The sequence below is a fragment of the Methyloceanibacter sp. genome (assembly GCF_058506495.1).
Genome location: NZ_JBZMXT010000007.1, coordinates 35283 through 53051 on the forward strand (window position 1 = coordinate 35283; position 17769 = coordinate 53051).

Below are 17769 nucleotides of genomic sequence, written 5' to 3' on the forward strand. Positions count from 1 at the left end.
GAAGTGCCACGCAATGCCTTTCGGTGCCTCCCGGCATTTGTTGATTTGGCCGGTCATCTTGGGTATCACGCGCCCTTGAAAGCCGGGTTTCCCCTCATAATTTAAAGTTGGCGCTCCGCGCTTGGCGGGGCTTTGGAGGTTGCGCCGATGACGAGCTTTGACGATCGCGAAAAGAGTTACGAAAAGAAATTCGCCCTCGACGAGGAATTGCAGTTCAAGTCCAATGCCCGCCGGAACAAGCTTCTCGGCCTCTGGGCAGCGGAAAAGCTGGGTATGTCCGGTGATGACGCCCAAGCCTACGCCCGAGAGGTCGTGAAAGCAGACCTCGAAGAGCCAGGGGAGGAAGACGTTTTCCGTAAGATTCGGGGCGATTTCGACGGCAAGGGCGTAGAGCAATCGGACCATCAGATTCGCCGCGCAATGGCGGACCTCATGGCCGAGGCCGTCCGTCAAATTGAGGCGGAAGCCAAGGCGTAGCAGCTGTTCGGCACATCAGGACCGTCCGACCCACCGAGCCAAGCATGCCCAAAGACCTATTCCGGAGTGCAGCCCGGAGACACAAGACGCTCTTCAACGCCTGGCTGACTATGAACAACCCGCTCGCCATCGAGCTGATTGGCGATACGGGCTGGGACTGCGTCACAATCGATCAGCAGCATGGTGCAGGGGGCAACGACACGATGCTGTCCTGCTTGACGGCTGCGCGGGCCGCTGGGCTGCCCGCAATCGTCCGCGTTGCAAACAACGACCACGGCCTCGTTGGCCGAGCCTTGGATGCGGGTGCGCAGGGCATCATGTGTCCACTTATCGAGAATGTTGGCCAAGCGGAGAGTTTTGTTCAGGCCGTCAAGTATCCACCACGGGGTCGTCGCAGCTGGGGTCCATACAGGGCCAAGATCGGGGTCTCAGGCGACTATTTCAAAATCGCCAATCGTTTTACGATCGCCTGCCCGCAAATCGAGACCAAAGGCGCGCTTTCTGATCTCGATTCGATCCTTGGGTTGAAGGGTGTGGACATGGTCTGTTTTGGACCAAACGATCTTTCGGTAGCGCTGACCGGGAAGCTCGATATTTGGGTGAAGGAGGTCCAAGAGGCTATGGCTGAGGTCCTCGCCAAATCCCGCGAGCACGGCGTGATGACCCTCATATTCTGCAACGACACGGAGTTCGCGAAACCGCGAATCAAAGAGGGCTGGGACGTGGTTGCCATCGGCACGGATACCGGCTGGCTCACGGCGGGGGCGGCAAGCGCACTAGCCGCTGTTGGATCGTCGTCTTAAGGCCGAGGCGCCGGTCACTTTGACCGATTCGCTGAATCCACCGCTCGCAAGCCCTGCTCAAACCGTTGCATCCTTGCACCAGTAGGGGCGCCATATTCATGGCTAGCCCTTGGAAAGGCTGTATCTCAAGGCGGCGTATGCCACTATCAGCGCTCACGCGTACAGGGGGTGCGCGAAGAACAGGTGCTTCGAATGGGCTACGTGGTCCGGATTGTCTTTGCTGGTTTGTTTGGCCTTCTGGTGAGTGCCGGGACTGCTGAGGCAAAGAAGGCAACAACGGCCACCGCGCTAAACCTGCGCGACGGCCCGGGTACGGCCTACGCCAAGATTGCCACGATGCCTGCTGGCGCTTCCGTCAAGGTCAAGGGCTGCCGCCAGGGTTGGTGCGGCGTGATCTGGCGCGGGCGGAAGGGCTATGCTAGCCAGCAGGGCTTGGCGCTCGGCTATGCCGACTATGCGGAGTTGGTCGAGCCGGAGGTCTGGCCGATCTTCCCCGCCTATCCTTACCGGGCAGGGCACTACGCGACGGCCGACTGGTACTTCGACATGCCGCCCTATACGGCGATCTCCCCGAAGTTCTACCGCAAACGGTTTCTCATGATGGCTCAGGAGCGAAACCGCTATCGCTTCGTGCCCCACATATTCCGCGGAACCATGGGCTATGACAGTGGCCCCATCGGGTACATCAACACGCAGGCAGCTGCGGCAAGCCTGAGAGATCCCGAGTAGAGTTCCTGTAGAGCTTCTGCAGGATGCGTTGCTAGCTCTCGAAAACGCGGGAGAAGATGTCGTCGACGTGCTTCGTGTGATAGCCGAGATCGAATTGATCGCAGATCGTTTGCTCCGGCAGCGCCGACCTTACGTCCGGATCGGACAGGAGCTCCGTTAGGAAATCCTTGTTGTCTTGCCACACCTTCATCGCGTTGCGCTGGACGAGACGATAAGCGTCTTCTCGTGACACGCCGGCGTTTGTGAGCGCCAGCAGAACTCGCTGCGAGTGGATGAGACCGCCCAGCCGATCCATGTTGGCTTGCATGCGCTCGGGATAGACGACCAATCCCTCAATGACGCCTGTGAGGCGGGCCAGCGCGAAGTCGAGGGTTACGGTGGCGTCTGGGCCGATCATCCGCTCGACCGAGGAGTGGGAGATGTCCCGCTCGTGCCAGAGCGCGACATTCTCTAGGGCAGGCACAGCATAGCCGCGCACGATTCGGGCAAGCCCCGTTAGATTTTCAGAGAGGACAGGGTTCCGCTTGTGAGGCATGGCGGATGAGCCCTTCTGACCTTCCGAGAAGAACTCCTCGGCCTCGAGGACCTCAGTCCGTTGCAAATGACGGATTTCCGTCGCGAGCCGTTCTACTGAGCTGGCGATCACCGCAAGCGTAGCGAAGAAGGCCGCGTGACGGTCACGAGGGATCACTTGCGTGGAGATAGGCTCGGGGCGGAGGCCAAGCTTTTCTGCGACATAGGCCTCAACGCGCGGATCGACATGAGCGAAAGTGCCCACAGCGCCGGAAATGGCACACGTGGCAACTTCCTCTCGCGCTCGGATCATGCGTTCGCGGTTGCGGGCAAACTCCGCATAAGCTTGAGCGAGCTTCAGGCCGAACGTCGTGGGCTCGGCATGGATCCCATGACTGCGGCCCACCGTGATCGTGTGCTTGTGCTCAAGCGCGCGGGTCTTTAGGGCCGCAAGAAGCGCATCGAGATCGGCTATTAGGATGTCCGCGGCCTCGGTAAGCTGGACGTTGAAGCACGTGTCGAGGACATCAGATGATGTGAGACCCGCATGGAGGTAGCGGGCCTCGGGTCCAACATGCTCAGCGACCGACGTCAGGAAGGCGATGACGTCGTGCTTTACTTCGCGTTCGATCTCGTCAATCCGGTCGATATCGAAGCCACCACGTGCTCTCGCGGCCTCGGCAGCCTCTTTGGGGATGAGGCTAAGCTCTGCCATGGCCTCAGCGGCTGTGACTTCGATCTTGAGCCAAATTCGGAATTTGTTCTCCGGCTCCCAGATGTCGGTCATCTGGGAGCGGCTGTAGCGCGGGATCATAGAGACTTGGCCTTTCTCAGGTCCCGCCGGCCAGCCATTGAGGCCGACCCAGGGGCCGAGTGCGTTTTACGTTCTAAAGCTCAACGGTCCGGGGCTCGCGGATGCCGAAGAGAGCAATGTAGATGGCGGCGCCAAATGCCAGGGCCACAAAGCCCAGTCGTGGCGGCAGCAGCATATCGAGCAGGAACGTGTAGAAATCATTCAGCGAGGAGGCATAGAGGCCACCTAGGGACCAATCCACTTGGCTCGGATACGTCACGTGGATGTAGGTAAAGCGCAGAAAGCCCCCGAAGCTGCAGAACGCCACCAGGAAGATGAAAAGCGCGAACAGCATACGGACCAAGAAGCCGCGATGGGCAACGAAGCGCTGGCACCACCAGGCCACCAAGGCGGCCAGCAAGCCCGCGAAACCCACGACGCGAACGGAGCGCTGGGTCTGCTCATTGATGAGGTTCGTGTCCATGTAGTCCCCGACCATCAGGGCCCAGGTGGACACGCCAATCGTGATGGCGAAAGCCGTCGCGAGAATGAACCCGACCACTTTGCTGAATGTCAGCTTTTCCATAACAGCTTCCCCTCCGTGCGCTCGGTTGCTGGGGGAATATGCAAGGGAAACGACCGGACTGCAATGGATGCGGGCGCCTAGGCTTGCTGCATGTTGTGGTTTGTGGTCCGATCCGCTTCCACAAAAAGAGAAAGGCGACAAGCTCATGGCATTCGAGGACCTCAAGGCGGAAATCGCGCTCCTGCTCAATCAGATGGAAAACCAGCCGGAGGATCGCCATGAGCTCTACCTGCAAGTCCGCGAGAAGCTCAATGAGATGCGCGCCTTCGGGATGCCGGTACCGGAGGATCTCGTGCGGCTCGAGGAGGAGTTGGAGGCGGAGTTCACCGCCGAGAAGAAGTCCGCGGACAGTTGAGCCAACCGCGCTTAAGCTTTGAGCAGCGGCCCGCTTTACCGGGATCAGGTCCTAAGAGTTTTCGTCGATCTGCTGGTAGGTTCCGTCCGCCCAGCGATAGACGGCGTAGGGGGGCAGGGTCGGATCGCCTTTATCGTCGAACTTGAAATCGCCGATCACCGAATCAATCATGCTGTCGTTAAGTGCATCAACGACAGCTGGAGCGTCGGTCGTGCCCGCCTTTTCGGCTGCCTGCGCCCAAGCTTGGATCGCGGCGTAGGTGTATAGGACGTATCCCTCGGGTGAAATGCCGCGCGCCTCTAGCCGTTTGACGACATCAGCAGCGGCAGGGTTTTTCCTGGGGTCGGGTGAGAAGGTCATCAATGTTCCTTCGCCGGCCGGGCCCGTGATCGACCAATACTCCTGGGTTACGAGCGCATCTCCGCCCATAAGCACCGTATCCATTTCCTGGTCACGCATCTGTCGAAGGATGAGGCCCGCCTCGGTGTGGTAGCCGCCCAAGAACAGCGCATCCGCGTCCGCGCGTTTGAGCTTCGAAACAAGGGCCGAGTAATCCTTCTCGCCCGCCGTGATGGATTCCCTGAAGACCTCTTGAACGCCAGCGGCATTCAGCGCCTTCTTTACCTCGTTTGCCAGGCCGCGGCCGTAGGCCGTCTTGTCGTCAAGGATGGCGATGTTCTTGTCGCCAAAATGCGTGGCGAGGTAAGCGCCGGCGACTTCTCCCTGCTTGTCGTCTCGGCCGCAGACGCGATAGATGTTTGGTCCGGCGCGTTTGTCGGTCAGCGCAGGGTTCGTAGAGGCGGGCGAGATCATGACGAGGTTGGTCTCCGCATAAACGTTCGACGCAGGTATTGACGAACCCGAGCAGAAGTGTCCGGCTACGAGCGCCACGTTGTCACCGGCCATCTGGTTGGCTATTGCGACTGCTTGCTTCGGGTCGCAAGCATCGTCGCCGACTTGCAGCTTAAGCTTTTTGCCAAGCACCCCACCGGCTGCGTTGATATCTGCGACAGCCGTTTCACCACCCGTCGACATTTGGGTGCCGAGCGATGCGTACTGTCCTGTCTGAGGACCGGCGACGGCGACTTTGATCACGTCTGGATCTTCCTCGCCGCGACAGCCCATGAGAGCAAGCGCACAGGTGGCAATGACGATCAGTCCAGTCAAACGCATTATGCCGGTCTCCCTTTAATGTAACCGCTCGTAAGGTAGGTGGGCGTGGGACGACAGCCAAGCCTTCGAACGCACCAAACTACCGATCTTTCCAAGTCAGGGGACTCGTTCGTTCGAAGAGCCAGTAGTACTGCGTGACCATTTGCGTGGTGCGCATCATCCGAAAGCCGAGCACCCCGGCGGCCAGCAAAACCGCGTATGTCACGGCGTAGTAGTAGGGGGAGAGCAGGCTGCCATCGAACAAGGCGTAGTGGAAGAAGCGGACCGCTCCGGCCAGCAGCGCCAGATAGAAGAAAAGCCGCCAAATCGGGCGCCATCCCCGAGCAAGGCCGCGCCCAGCGAGAAAGGCAGCGCCGCCGCCAATGATAAGCGTGAGCACGACGAAGACCCGTATGCCGTCATCGGTGATCCAAGGAGCAACGGTCTGCGCGAATGTGTTCATGAGGCCGTCGGCTCCTGCGCGGGGGGTGCTGCACCCTCGAGGTAGGCATCGCGGACGTCATCTGAGGCTAGCAGTTCTTCGCCTGTGCCAGTCAGTGTAATGCGGCCGTTGACCATGACGTAGCCGCGGTCGGCAAGCTTGAGGGCGTGATAGGCGTTCTGCTCTACGAGAAAGACCGTGAGTCCAAGTTCGTTGAGCGCACTAATCGCGTCGAAGATCTGCTTCACCACGAGTGGCGCAAGGCCGAGCGACGGCTCGTCGAGTAACAGCAGCCTCGGACGCCCCATGAGTGCGCGCGCAATCGCAAGCATCTGTTGCTCTCCGCCCGAAAGCGTCCCGCCGCGCTGATCCGATCGGTCTCTTAAGCGTGGAAAAAGCTCAAATACGCGGGCGATATCCTCGTCAAAGCCGTCGGGCGCGTTTGCAACGATGGCGCCCATTTGGAGATTCTCCATAACTGTCATGCGCCCGAAGATTCGCCGGCCTTCGGGTGACTGGCATATGCCAAGCCGGGCGATCTCGTGAGTAGGGCGCGCGGTGATGTCCAAGCCGTCAAAAATCACGCGGCCATGGGATGCGCGCGGTCGGCCGCAAATCGTCATCATAGTGGTCGACTTGCCCGCGCCGTTTGCACCAATCAGGGAAACGATCTCGCCCGGCTGAACATGGATGCTCACATTGTGCAAAACCGGGAGGCGCCCGTAGGCCGCAACCACGTTCTCGAGAGCCAGGAGCGGTTTTGTGCCGGATGACGACGAAGCGGGAACGCTCATGGCCTACCCTCCAAGGCAGCCGCATCGTCGTCCGATACGCCAAGATAGGCGGCGATAACACTCGGATCGTTTCGGACTTCGTCGGGCGTTCCGTCAGATATCTTTCTCCCATAGTCGAGCACGATGACATGGTCCGATAGGCGCATGACGACGCTCATATCGTGTTCGATGAGGAATATCGCCGTGCCATCCTCGTTTCGAATGGATTTCAGAAGCGTGTTGAGCGCCTCGCTCTCGCGGGCGTTTAGGCCAGCCGCCGGCTCGTCGAGACATAGGAGTCTGGGGCGCGTGCACATCGCTCTCGCGATCTCAAGCCGTCGTTGGTCGCCGTAGGGGAGTGCGCCGGCGGCCTCGTCTGCGCGCGATAGCAGTCCAATCTTATCCAACCACGACGTGGCCAAATGCAAAGCGTCGTTCTCGGCGCGCCCGAAATCGCCGAGCCCCAGCATTGCGCCGATCGCAAATCCTGATGCCCGCGAAAGCACGTTGTGCTGCGCGACCATGAGATTCTCCAGAACGGTCATGCCGGGAAACAGGCGGATGTTCTGGAACGTCCGCGCTACGCGCGCATGGGCGTTGATCTCATGATCGGTGAGGCGCTCCAAATAGAATGGCGTACCGTCGCTTCCATTGAGCGTTATCATGCCTTCTGTCGGCTTGTAGAACCCAGTGATGCAGTTGAAGACGGTCGTCTTACCGGCGCCGTTGGGGCCGATCAGCGCAGTGATATCTCTTGCGCCCACAGAAAAGGACACGTCCTCCACAGCCACGAGCCCGCCAAACCGCATGGTTAGGTGTTCGACCTGCAGGAGGGGATCGGTATCCCACCGTCTGGCGTTATCGTCGCTCATCCGCGTCCCTGCCTAACGAGGTCTCCGGAGATGCTCCCGCCATCGGAATGCGTAATTGTGGGTGCGCGCGAGGACACGAGCCCCCGAGGCCGCCAAACCATGATGCCGACCATCGCGAATCCGAAGAGAAGCATTCGGTAGAGCGCCGGATCGAAGTCCTGTCCGAAGATCGCTTGCAGCCCTTCGGTGTGTCGTAAGGCCTCGAACCCGCCGATCATCACCACGGCCGCGATGGCAACCCCAACTTGACTGCCCATCCCGCCAAGAACAACGATGGCGAGAATAATCGCCGACTCGATGAACGTGAAACTCTCTGGACTGACGAAACCCTGACGCGTCGCGAAAAAACAGCCCGCAAGACCGCCGAACAGAGCACCGGTCGCAAACGCGCTGAGTTTCGTCAGGGTCGTGTTTATGCCAAGCGAGCGGCAGGCGATCTCGTCCTCGCGCATGGCTTCCCAAGCCCGGCCGACGGGCAGTCGTCGCAAACGCAAAGTCACGAGGTTGGTTACGAGCGCGAGGACGAGAATGAGATAGTAAAGAAAGATCAGAGCATGCAGACCATTGTAGGGAATGCCGAAAAACTTGCTGAAGGTCATCCCTTCGGCGAATGGTGAAAACGGGAGGCCGAAGAAGCTCGGCTTAGGGATCCCTGCGATGCCGTTTGGGCCGCCTGTTACGTCAGTCCAATTAAGGAGAACGATGCGGATGATTTCCCCGAAAGCCAACGTCACGATTGCGAGATAGTCACCGCGAAGTCGCAACACGGGAAAACCGAGAATGATGCCCCAAAGCGCCGCTGCCGCGCCGGCGATTGGAAGACACGCCCAGAAGCCGAGACCGAGATGCGTTGCTAGCAGCGCGAACGTGTAGGCGCCCACGGCATAGAAGGCGACGTAGCCAAGGTCGAGTAGCCCTGCGAGTCCCACAACAATGTTGAGCCCCCATCCAAGCATAACGTAGGTGAGGATGAGGATCGATAAATCGAACCAGTAGCGCAGTGGCAGCCCGAGTCGGAATACGGACTCGAGCGCATAGGAAACGATCGGAAAGAAGAGGGCAAAGAGAACGCCGCCAGCGATAAAGATCTGAGCGTAGGGGAGGTTCGGGAAGCGCTGGACGATCGCGCGCCGTGCAATACCGAGACCGACGAACAGGAGCAATACGATGCCGAGTAGCTCATACGCGGCCTTGTCCAACAGTAGGCCCGTGGCCAGGCAGCCGGCGCCTAATGCGAGAGCCATGCAGAGTGTTGTGAGATCGCGTTTGTTGAACGGTTCTGAGTTGAAGAGCTTCGCAAAGGGTGTGGTGAGCGGGTACTGGGCGTGCCAAACGAAAAGGTTCAAAGCCAGACGCCCGAAGAACACGATTGCCACGACAGTGATCAACAAGCCCGGCCGCGGCTCAAGCGAGAGGCCCGTTCGGCCGTCGACAGTCCTAAGTCCAAGGACCAACGAGAACAGTGCGAAGGCAATGATTGCGGCGAGAAGAGAGTCGGTCAGTGCCGGTACAAGTTTGTGGTCACTGGATTTGCTGGTTTCGGCCAAACGTCACACCTTTTCGACCTCGGGCCGACCGAGCAGACCCGTTGGGAAGAAGATGAGGACAATAGCCAGCATCGAGAACGCGGCGACGTCCTTGTACTCAATCGAAAAGTAGGCCGACCAGAACGTCTCGATGAGCCCGATGATGAGTCCGCCCAGCATTGCGCCGGGAATGGAGCCGATGCCTCCGAACACCGCAGCGGTGAACGCCTTGATACCGACGATGAAGCCGATGAAAAAGTCGATCACGCCGTAGTAGAGGAGGTAGAGCAGCCCTGCGACGGCAGCGAGACCAGCCCCCAGTACAAAAGTCAAAGATATCGTTCGGTCCACGTTTACGCCCGACAGCTCAGCCATCAGGCGGTCCTGCTCGCAGGCCCGTTGCGACCGGCCTAGCGCGGTCCGCGTAATCAGGAACCAGAAACCGGTCATCATGAGCACAGTGGTCACGACGATCAGGATCTGGATGTTCGAAACGATAACCGTGAATGAGCCCTGCTGAAAGAGTTCGTACCCGCCGGTCACCACGGGCTGCAGTGGCTTCACTCTCGCGCCTTGTGCAATCTGAATGAAGTTCTGCAGCACGATCGACATGCCGATCGCCGTGATGAGGGGAGCAAGGCGGAAGGACTCGCGCAGCGGCCGATAGGCGACGCGCTCCACCGTCCAGCCCCATACGGCTGTCAGTCCAATGGCAAGGATGAGGACTAGAAGCAACGCAAGCGGGATGGCCGTGACGCCGATGGCCGTGAGCGCCAACAACGCGATCAAGGCGATGAACGCGCCGACCATGAAAATATCGCCATGAGCGAAATTAATCATGCCGATGATGCCGTAGACCATCGTGTATCCGATGGCGATCAGGCCGTAGATGGAGCCGAGCGTTACGCCATTTATGAGCTGCTGCAGGAAATAAGCCATGCGTGCCTGCTGTGCCTTCCCCCGTTTGGCTATGCAGACTGAGAGGACGGTGTGCGAGGCAGGGCCACGCGAGCCGCCTGGCGAGCCGAGCGCTCACCCTTACCTCAGTTCCCTATCTATTTAGCAAGAAGGTTGCGGCCTGTGCATGCCCAAATTCAGAGCAGAAGATGGGATCCGTCGCAAAATGGCGGATCGCCGGTATCCTTGCAGCCGCACAGCAGCGCCGTTTCCGTGCGTTCTGCAGTGAACATGAGGGGTTCGATGCCTGTGCCAGAATGCGAGCCGTCGCAAAAGGGCTGGTTCTTGCTGCGCCCACAGGCGCACCATGCGTAACGTTTGCCCTCTTCAAGCTCAACTTGGTAGGGGTTGAGCTGCGGGCGTTCGGGCTCGTCGGTCATTTGATTATCCCAGCTTTGTCATCCAACCAGTAGCCACGCTCTGCTTAGCCAATTCAGCATTGTGTGACAAGGAAGCGGTCCTCGGCCGATCTGACAGGTAACTCGGTTCTCTAGCTCCAAGGCTCCGACGAGACGGTCGATTCGGCGAAATGCCGCACGAGCACGATTTTTTTGAAGACCCCTTGAGTCCTAGGCGTATCCGCATCATAGAGGGCATGTCGCTGCTTCCTCCGTATTTTGGCTCGACTCTTGTGTCACTACGAGCCCGTGGAGGACGCGAGACGTTGCAGCGGGGGCATTGTTACTGTGGAGGCCACGTGTGGCTGAACTGATCTTTGCTCTATTGGCGCTGGCGCTTTTTTTTGCGCTTGCAATGAACCGGGCATCTTTCCGGACTTGGTCCATTGCGAGCGCGATCTATACCCTCGCGCTCCAAATTGCTTTCGGGTTTCCGCTTTGGTCCTTCACAGGCTGGCTGCTGGCCGGGCTCCTCTACGCTTGCAGCTTGGAGACCGTTAAGCGCAGCTACATCACCAAGCCCGTATTTCGCACTTTGAAGGGCGCAATGCCTTCTATCTCGGACACCGAGCGTGAGTCGATCGAAGCGGGCACCGCTGGCTGGGACGCGGAGCTTTTCAGCGGTCGTCCCGACTTCTCAAAACTTCGCCGGATAGCTCCAATCACACTCACCGACGAGGAGCAGGCCTTTCTCGACGGGCCAACGGAAGAGCTTTGCAAGAAGCTCGACGACTGGCGCATTCGAAATGAACTGCGCGACGTTCCAGACGAGATTTGGGAATTCGTTTGTGAGAACGGCTTCCTTGGCATGCTCATTTCTAAGGAGCATGGGGGACTTGGTTTTTCCGCGCAGGCTCAGTCGCTGGTGTTGGGCAAGATTTCCACCAAGAGTCCGGACGCGTGCATTATCGTGATGGTGCCCAATTCCCTCGGGCCCGGCGAACTGATCGAGAAATACGGCTCCGACGAACAGAAGGCCCATTATCTCCCAAGGCTTGCCAAGGGCGCAGAGATTCCCTGTTTTGCGCTCACCGGCCCCTTCTCGGGATCTGATGCGGCCTCTATGCGCGATGTCGGCATCGTCACGAAGGGTATGCATGCAGGCGTCGAGACCCTCGGCGTCAGGCTCACCTGGGACAAGCGCTACATTACGCTGGCACCGAAGGCGACGTTACTCGGCCTCGCGTTCCGACTCTTAGATCCGGAAAACCATCTGGGGCAGGGTGAGGAGGTTGGCATTACCCTGGCGCTTATCCCGACGGATCATCCAGGTGTCGAGACCGGGCACCGTCATCTACCATCGGGCGCCGCCTTCCCCAATGGGCCCACGCGCGGCCGCGACGTCTTTGTTCCGATGGAGTGGATAATCGGTGGCCCTGAACGCGCGGGCCAGGGCTGGCGCATGCTCATGAACTGTCTCGCCGCCGGGCGTGCGGTCTCGCTGCCAGCGACGAGCGCCGCGGCGGTCAAGGCCGTGGCGCGCCACAGCACCGCGTATGCACGCGTTCGCAAACAGTTCGGGTTGCCAATTGGCTTCATGGAGGGTGTCGAGGAGCCGTTGGCACGGCTTGTCGAGAATGCCTATGGCCTAGAGGCCGCGCGTGCCGTCACGTGCTCCATGGTGTCCGCAGGCGAGAAACCAGCAGTGATTTCCGCCTTGTTGAAGTACCTATCGACCACCCGTATGCGAGATAGCGTGAACGACGCGCTGGACATTCATGGCGGACGTGGCATTTGCGATGGCCCGTCCAACTACTTGCAGAGCGCCTATCAGATGGTGCCCGTCGGCATCACCGTGGAGGGCGCCAATATCCTGACCCGCTCACTCATTGCCTTTGCGCAAGGTGCGCTACGCAGCCACCCTTACCTGCTTTCGGAAATCGAAGCTTTGAGCGATGAGGACCGTGCGCAAGGGCTCGAGCGCTTCGAGGCGGTGTTCGACGATCATCGAGCGTTTCTCTTCTCGAACGCTACAGGTGCGCTGTTCCACAACATGACGTTTGGCAAGTTTGCCGCTGCCCCGCTCGACGCCGGTGAGATGACTCGTTGGTGGAAACAGTTGTCGCGCGCGTCGCGCTCCTTTGCGCTGGTCGCTGATCTAACCGTAGCACTGCTCGGTGGTGGTCTAAAGACCAAGCAGAAAATTACAGGCCGCATGGCAGACGCTCTCGCAGAGCTTTACCTGCTTTCGTCGATCCTAAAGCGCTACCAGGACGACGGACGACAATGGGCAGACCGGAAGTTAGTCGGCTATTGCGCGCAGAACTGCTTAGCGCGTTTCGATGCAGCGATGCGCGGGGTGCTTGACAACTTTCCGGTGCGTTGGGCGGCTTGGATTATGGGGCCGCTCGTGTTGCCGTTCGGGGTTCGGCGCGCAGCATCGGACAAGGACGCAAAGACGATTGTGCGCCAGGCTTTGCAACCCGGTGTCTTTCGGGATCGTCTCACGCGGGACATCTACGTGCCAAACGATGCGCGCGAGTCGCTTGGACTCTTGGAAGTTGCTCTCGAAAAGACGATCGCCAACGAGGACGCAGAGAAAAAGTTGGAACGCGCAATCCGGAAGGGAGAGATCCAACGGTTCCACGATCGCGATTGGATCCAGCAAGCCGAGACAAAGGGTGTTCTGACATCCGAAGAAGCCCGCGAGCTGGCGGAGTTGCGGGACTTGGTTGCGCGCGTTATCGCGGTTGACGACTTCTCGCCCGACGACCTTGCTCGCAAACCCCAGCCGGGCCATAGCGCCTCCAGTTCCAATCAGCATATCGCCGCCGAGTAGAACCGTACGAATGCCAATAACCATTCCCGAACTTAGAGATTGGACGCTATCGATCGACTTCGAGCGGATCGCCTGGGCGGTTGCAGACCGCGAGGGCGAGAGCATGAACGCGCTTGGGCGCCGCCCAATGGAAGAACTCGAGAAGATTGTCTCCGTCGTCGAGGGTGCCGAGGCGGGCGAGATTAAGGGTCTCGTTCTTATCAGCGCCAAGGATACGAGCTTCATCGCGGGCGCAGACATCAATGAGTTTGATGGCTACGACACTGAGGACAAAATTAAAGACGCCGTCACCCAGACGCTGGGATTGTTCGACCGTATCGAGAAGCTCCCGGTTCCCGTTGTTGCAGCAATACACGGCTACTGCTTGGGTGGCGGGTTGGAACTGGCGCTGGCCTGCCATTACCGAATTGCCGACCGTGAGGACGGGACGCGTCTTGGCTTCCCCGAGGTCAAGCTCGGCATCTTCCCCGGTTTGAACGGGACAGTCCGCGCTATTCGCGCTGCAGGCCCGGTCGATGGCATGACTGCAATGCTCACGGGGAAGATGTATCGGCCAACAGCGGCGCGAGCCATGGGGCTTGTCGATCAACTTGTCCCTACACGACATAATTTGCGTTGGGCCGCGCGCAAGGCCGTCCTCAAGAAGCTCCGCTCAAAGGGGGCGCCCTGGTGGAAAAAACTCATGGCGAAGCAGCCCGTGCGGGGCATTCTGGCGAAGCAGATGCGCGAGAAGACAAGCGCAAAAGTGCGTGAGGAGCATTACCCGGCCCCCTTCCGGCTGATCGATTTGTTTGAGACCACGGGCGACGATCCGGACGCCATGCGCTTGGCCGAGACGGAGATGTTTGCGCCGCTCATGGTCAGCGATACGTCACGCAATCTTCGTCGTGTCTTCAAGCTCTCCGAGATGCTGAAAGCGGCAGCGCCAAAGGACTCGTTCAAACCACGTAAGGTTCACGTCGTTGGTGCTGGCACAATGGGCGGCGACATTGCTGCATGGTGTGTGGCGCGCGGGATGCAGGCCAGCCTCCAGGATCTCGACGAGGAGCAAATCGAGAAGGCGCTGTCACGCGCCAAGAAGCTCTTCAAAAAGCGTATGCGCGGCAAGACTGCCTTCGACTCGGCCGTTGCCCGTCTAATTGCTGACCCTCAAGGTAGACACATCAAGCATGCCGATGTCGTTATCGAGGCCGTGGCAGAGAAACTCGCGGTGAAACAAAACCTATTCGCCGAGCTTGAAGGCAAGGTGAAACCTGGTGCGGTCTTGGCGACGAACACCTCGTCGCTGAAGCTCGAAGAAATTGCGGCACCTCTGAAGGATCCCAGCCGCTTGGTCGGCATCCATTTCTTCAATCCGGTGGCGCTGCTTCCACTTGTCGAGGTCGTCCGCGGCGATGGAACGAGTGAAGAGGAGGTCGGCAAGGCTTGCGCCTTTGTAACGGCGATCGACAAGTTCCCACTGGTCGTAAAGAGCTGCCCCGGCTTTCTCGTGAACCGCGTCCTGGCGCCTTACATGATGGAGGCCGTTCGGCTTTACCAGGAGGGGCAGCCTCGTGAGAAGATCGATCAAGCCGCGTTGAAATTCGGTATGCCAATGGGCCCGATGGAGCTCATGGACATGGTTGGTCTCGATATTTGCAACAAGGTGGGCGAGGAGTTATCGCTCACGCCGGAAGGCGAGGGCTCTCGTGACAACGTCCTGTCCAGTCTCGTTCAGCAGGGCAAGCTCGGCAAAAAGACAGGCCGGGGCTTCTACCAATGGGAGGACGGAAAGCCTAAGCGCGAGCCCATGGACTTCTCCAATACCGAACTGATGCGGTTGGGCGAAAAGCTCATAGCCCCGCTTCTCGCTGAGGCGGCACGCGCAGAGGCGGAAGGCATCGTCGCCGATGCCGATCATGTGGACGCTGGCGTTATTTTCGGGACGGGCTTCGCGCCGTTCCGGGGCGGCCCACTGCATTACACCAAGACGAAGGATGCCTCTGCGGACCGGGCTGCAGCATGACCTTTCGCGGCCGGAAGGAACTTGGATGAAAGAGATGAACTTGCGTCGTGTCGCGGTGTTGGGCGGCGTCAGAACGCCATTTTGCCGGTCGCACACGGCGTTTGCAGAGCTCTCCAATCTCAGCATGCTGACCACGGCGCTGACCGGGCTAGCAGAGCGTTTTTCGCTCGAGGGATCGCATATCGACGAGGTCGTGGGCGGCGCCGTTGTGACGCACGCGAAGGACTGGAACCTCGCACGCGAGGCTGTCATCGGGAGTCCGTTGGCTGCGACAACGCCAGGCATAACGATGATGCAAGCTTGCGGCACCAGCCTTCAGGGTGCGCTGGGTCTTGCTGCTAAGATTGCGTCGGGTCAGATCGAATGCGGGATCGCGATGGGCACCGACACCACATCTGATGCGCCGATTGTCTTCCAGAAGAAGTTCGCCAAGCGTCTCATAGAGGCCTCTCGCGCTAAGAGCTGGAGCGAACGCCTCAGTGCGTTTAGGGGGATGAGTCCAGGCGAACTCGCACCGGTTCCACCAGATACGCGAGAGCCGCGTACGGGACTCGGCATGGGTGAGCACTGCGAGCTCATGGCGAAGGAATGGGGTATCACGCGCGAGGACCAAGACCTGCTGGCCTTTGAGAGCCACAGGAAGGCCGAAGCCGCTTATGACGAGGGCTTTATGGACGACCTCGTAATTCCGTGCGCGGGTGTTTTCAAGGACAACAATATCCGAGAGGAAATCTCGCTCGAAAAAATGGCCGAGCTGAAGCCGGTATTCGACAAGAAAAGTGGGACCATTACGGCCGCGAATTCCACGCCATTAACCGATGGCGCTGCCACAGTGCTTCTTGCGAGCGAAGAATGGTCAGTTTCCAAGGGAATACCAATTCAGGCTTATTTAACTTTGGGTCGTACTTCTGCCGTAGACTACGTCGAAGGTGAGGGTCTCTTGATGGCGCCGACTGTCGCTGTGAGCGATCTGCTACAGCAGGCAGGACTTGCTCTTCAAGATTTTGACTACTACGAGGTGCACGAAGCATTCGCTGCACAGGTACTTGCAACGCTGAAGGCATGGGAATCGGTGGACTATTGCCGAGAGCGATTAGGGCGGGAGGAACCCTTGGGATCGATCGACAGGTCCAAGCTGAACGTCGCGGGCTCGTCGATCGCGATTGGGCATCCTTTTGCCGCTACAGGGGCGCGAATCCTGGCAGTCTTAGCCAAACTCCTCCATAATAGGGGTGGCAAAAAAGGTTTGATTTCAGTGTGTACCGCTGGCGGTATGGGCGTAACGGCGATCCTTGAAGGGGTCGAAAAGTCCTAGCAAGCGGATGCGGTTTTAATGAGGGCGCAGATCAAGCAGATCAATAAGTGCTCCGCCGCCGGATCGAGTGCCGGGTCCAACGGACCCGTCGGGGACAGGGAGTAAGTGTGACACTGCCGAGGCGCTGCCTACTTGGCGCGTCTGACCCATGACGGAGGTTCTTATGCGGCACCATATTTTCTCAGCGGCAATGGGCATTGCCATCGCGGCCGTGCTTGTTCCGGTGAGCGCCACAACCGCACGGGCTGGCGACCCCACGGGTTACTGGCGAAAAGCAGACCAAGGCCAGTTTCCGGCGAAGATGCAGCTCTACCGTTGTGGGGGCCGTGGTATCTGCGTGAAGATCGTCTGGTTGCAGAACCCACGCGACAGTCAGGGTCGCGTTCTACAGGACGTGCGCAATGTGAACCCAGCCTTGCGTAAGCGCACCATCGAAGGCCTGCACATCATCAGGGGCATGAAGCAGGTGAGTGCCAATCAGTGGAAGGGCACAGTCTACAACCCTGAAGATGGCAAGACCTACTCGGCGACGGTCACCCTAGCGTCGTCCAGAAAGATTGTTCTCAAGGGCTGTGTTTCCTTCTTTTGCCGTGAGCAGGTTTGGCTAAAGACCTCCGCGCCTCCGCCTCGCGAAGAGGAGAAGCCGGAGCCGACAGTTGAGGCAAAGGCGGAGCCAGAGGCAGCGCCAGCAGTTGCAGCTGCCCCCGCGGCGGCAGTCAAGCCTGCGGCCACCGCCGCTGCGCCAACTCCGGCCTCGACCGGAATGGATGAGGATACTCTCGCGAAGGCGGTGAAATCGGCGTCCGCGCAAGGACAGGACGCCGCATCGCTGGGAACGGCTTATGCCGGGGAAGCGCGATGGATCCAGATGCCAACAAGCTATACCGGGGACAGCGTATCGAGCATCTTTGCAATGGCGACGCCGCTTCCCACAAGCCAGCCACAGGCCACGCCTCAGGCAGCGCCTGCGGCACCTGCCCAAGTCTCAGCGAGACCGGAAGCCCCGACAGCGCCCGATGCTCGGCAGGCCTCGGTTCAGCCTGAGTCAGCTCAGCCCGCATCAGCCCAGCCGGAGCCAGTGCAGCCTGACGCCGCTGCGCCGCCTGAGGCAGCTGCTGCGGATCAGGCCCAAGCCGCACCCTCGGCAGCAGAGAGCCAAAGGCTGACACGGCGGGAGCGCCGTCAGCAGCGACGCCAACAGCGGCTCAAGGAACTGCAGCAGCAGGGTCAGAACTTCGTTCCTTGGATGAGCCGGTAGCTAGTCGGGTTCGACTTCAGCATCCGCGGCTGTCTT

General features: G+C 59.5%; 17 protein-coding genes. 8 read left to right on the top strand and 9 right to left on the bottom strand.

Annotated elements, in window-relative coordinates; translation table 11 throughout:
• Positions 1 to 147 precede the first annotated feature (147 nt).
• From AC33YF_RS02950 to AC33YF_RS02960, 3 genes are all read left to right on the top strand, one after another.
• Positions 148 to 477 (top strand): DUF1476 domain-containing protein, encoded by a 330-nt coding sequence (locus AC33YF_RS02950; protein WP_491775708.1) that lies wholly within the window; start codon positions 148 to 150, stop codon positions 475 to 477.
• A 110-nt stretch (positions 478 to 587) separates the two neighbouring features.
• Positions 588 to 1280 carry an HpcH/HpaI aldolase family protein gene (locus AC33YF_RS02955; protein ID WP_491775709.1) on the top strand — a complete coding sequence of 231 codons (693 nt, stop codon included), beginning with the start codon at positions 588 to 590 and terminating at the stop codon, positions 1278 to 1280.
• A 168-nt stretch (positions 1281 to 1448) separates the two neighbouring features.
• Entirely contained in the window at positions 1449 to 2009 is a 561-nt protein-coding gene (locus AC33YF_RS02960) for an SH3 domain-containing protein (RefSeq protein WP_491775710.1), read from the top strand.
• 31 nt (positions 2010 to 2040) lie between these two features.
• On the opposite strand, the gene purB is transcribed toward AC33YF_RS02960, so the two are convergent.
• Both purB and AC33YF_RS02970 read right to left on the bottom strand, forming a co-directional pair.
• Entirely contained in the window at positions 2041 to 3336 is a 1296-nt protein-coding gene (purB, locus tag AC33YF_RS02965) for an adenylosuccinate lyase (protein WP_491775711.1), read from the bottom strand.
• Positions 3337 to 3409: 73 nt separating this feature from the next.
• The gene (locus tag AC33YF_RS02970) at positions 3410 to 3901 is read right to left on the bottom strand and encodes a hypothetical protein (RefSeq protein ID WP_491775712.1); all 492 of its coding nucleotides are present in this window, start codon (positions 3899 to 3901) and stop codon (positions 3410 to 3412) included.
• A gap of 145 nt (positions 3902 to 4046) precedes the next feature.
• Here AC33YF_RS02970 and AC33YF_RS02975 point away from each other — a divergent pair, with 145 nt between their 5' ends.
• Complete coding sequence (locus tag AC33YF_RS02975; protein ID WP_491775713.1) at positions 4047 to 4256, top strand: hypothetical protein; 210 nt, start codon at positions 4047 to 4049, stop codon at positions 4254 to 4256.
• A gap of 51 nt (positions 4257 to 4307) precedes the next feature.
• On the opposite strand, the gene AC33YF_RS02980 is transcribed toward AC33YF_RS02975, so the two are convergent.
• The 7 genes from AC33YF_RS02980 to AC33YF_RS03010 all read right to left on the bottom strand — a co-directional run bounded on the left by AC33YF_RS02980 (position 4308) and on the right by AC33YF_RS03010 (position 10358).
• A complete protein-coding gene (locus AC33YF_RS02980; protein WP_491775714.1) occupies positions 4308 to 5429 on the bottom strand; it encodes a branched-chain amino acid ABC transporter substrate-binding protein in 1122 nt (373 codons plus the stop codon).
• Positions 5430 to 5508: 79 nt separating this feature from the next.
• A complete protein-coding gene (locus AC33YF_RS02985; RefSeq protein WP_491775715.1) occupies positions 5509 to 5871 on the bottom strand; it encodes a DUF6867 family protein in 363 nt (120 codons plus the stop codon).
• The gene (locus tag AC33YF_RS02990) at positions 5868 to 6644 is read right to left on the bottom strand and encodes an ABC transporter ATP-binding protein (RefSeq protein ID WP_491775716.1); all 777 of its coding nucleotides are present in this window, start codon (positions 6642 to 6644) and stop codon (positions 5868 to 5870) included. Before AC33YF_RS02990 ends, AC33YF_RS02985 begins: the two co-directional genes overlap by 4 nt.
• Positions 6641 to 7495, bottom strand: coding sequence for an ABC transporter ATP-binding protein (locus AC33YF_RS02995; RefSeq protein ID WP_491775717.1), 855 nt, complete (start codon positions 7493 to 7495; stop codon positions 6641 to 6643). Before AC33YF_RS02995 ends, AC33YF_RS02990 begins: the two co-directional genes overlap by 4 nt.
• On the bottom strand, positions 7492 to 8997 hold the full coding sequence (gene livM, locus AC33YF_RS03000; protein WP_491775734.1) for a high-affinity branched-chain amino acid ABC transporter permease LivM: 1506 nt from the start codon (positions 8995 to 8997) through the stop codon (positions 7492 to 7494). The genes AC33YF_RS02995 and livM overlap by 4 nt, the downstream gene beginning before the upstream one ends.
• A 48-nt stretch (positions 8998 to 9045) precedes the next feature.
• Entirely contained in the window at positions 9046 to 9960 is a 915-nt protein-coding gene (locus AC33YF_RS03005; RefSeq protein WP_491775718.1) for an ABC transporter permease subunit, read from the bottom strand.
• A 155-nt stretch (positions 9961 to 10115) separates the two neighbouring features.
• Entirely contained in the window at positions 10116 to 10358 is a 243-nt protein-coding gene (locus AC33YF_RS03010) for a CDGSH iron-sulfur domain-containing protein (RefSeq protein ID WP_491775719.1), read from the bottom strand.
• Positions 10359 to 10677: 319 nt separating this feature from the next.
• Between AC33YF_RS03010 and AC33YF_RS03015 the strand changes: the two genes are divergently transcribed.
• The 4 genes from AC33YF_RS03015 (at position 10678) to AC33YF_RS03030 (ending at position 17733) form a co-directional block, all read left to right on the top strand.
• The gene (locus AC33YF_RS03015; protein WP_491775720.1) at positions 10678 to 13155 is read left to right on the top strand and encodes an acyl-CoA dehydrogenase; all 2478 of its coding nucleotides are present in this window, start codon (positions 10678 to 10680) and stop codon (positions 13153 to 13155) included.
• A gap of 10 nt (positions 13156 to 13165) precedes the next feature.
• Positions 13166 to 15160: a 3-hydroxyacyl-CoA dehydrogenase NAD-binding domain-containing protein gene (locus AC33YF_RS03020; protein ID WP_491775721.1), complete on the top strand. Its 1995-nt coding sequence runs from the start codon at positions 13166 to 13168 to the stop codon at positions 15158 to 15160.
• A gap of 25 nt (positions 15161 to 15185) precedes the next feature.
• Entirely contained in the window at positions 15186 to 16475 is a 1290-nt protein-coding gene (locus AC33YF_RS03025) for an acetyl-CoA C-acetyltransferase (protein WP_491775722.1), read from the top strand.
• A 148-nt stretch (positions 16476 to 16623) separates the two neighbouring features.
• Complete coding sequence (locus tag AC33YF_RS03030) at positions 16624 to 17733, top strand: DUF2147 domain-containing protein (protein WP_491775723.1); 1110 nt, start codon at positions 16624 to 16626, stop codon at positions 17731 to 17733.
• Positions 17734 to 17769: the final 36 nt, after the last annotated feature.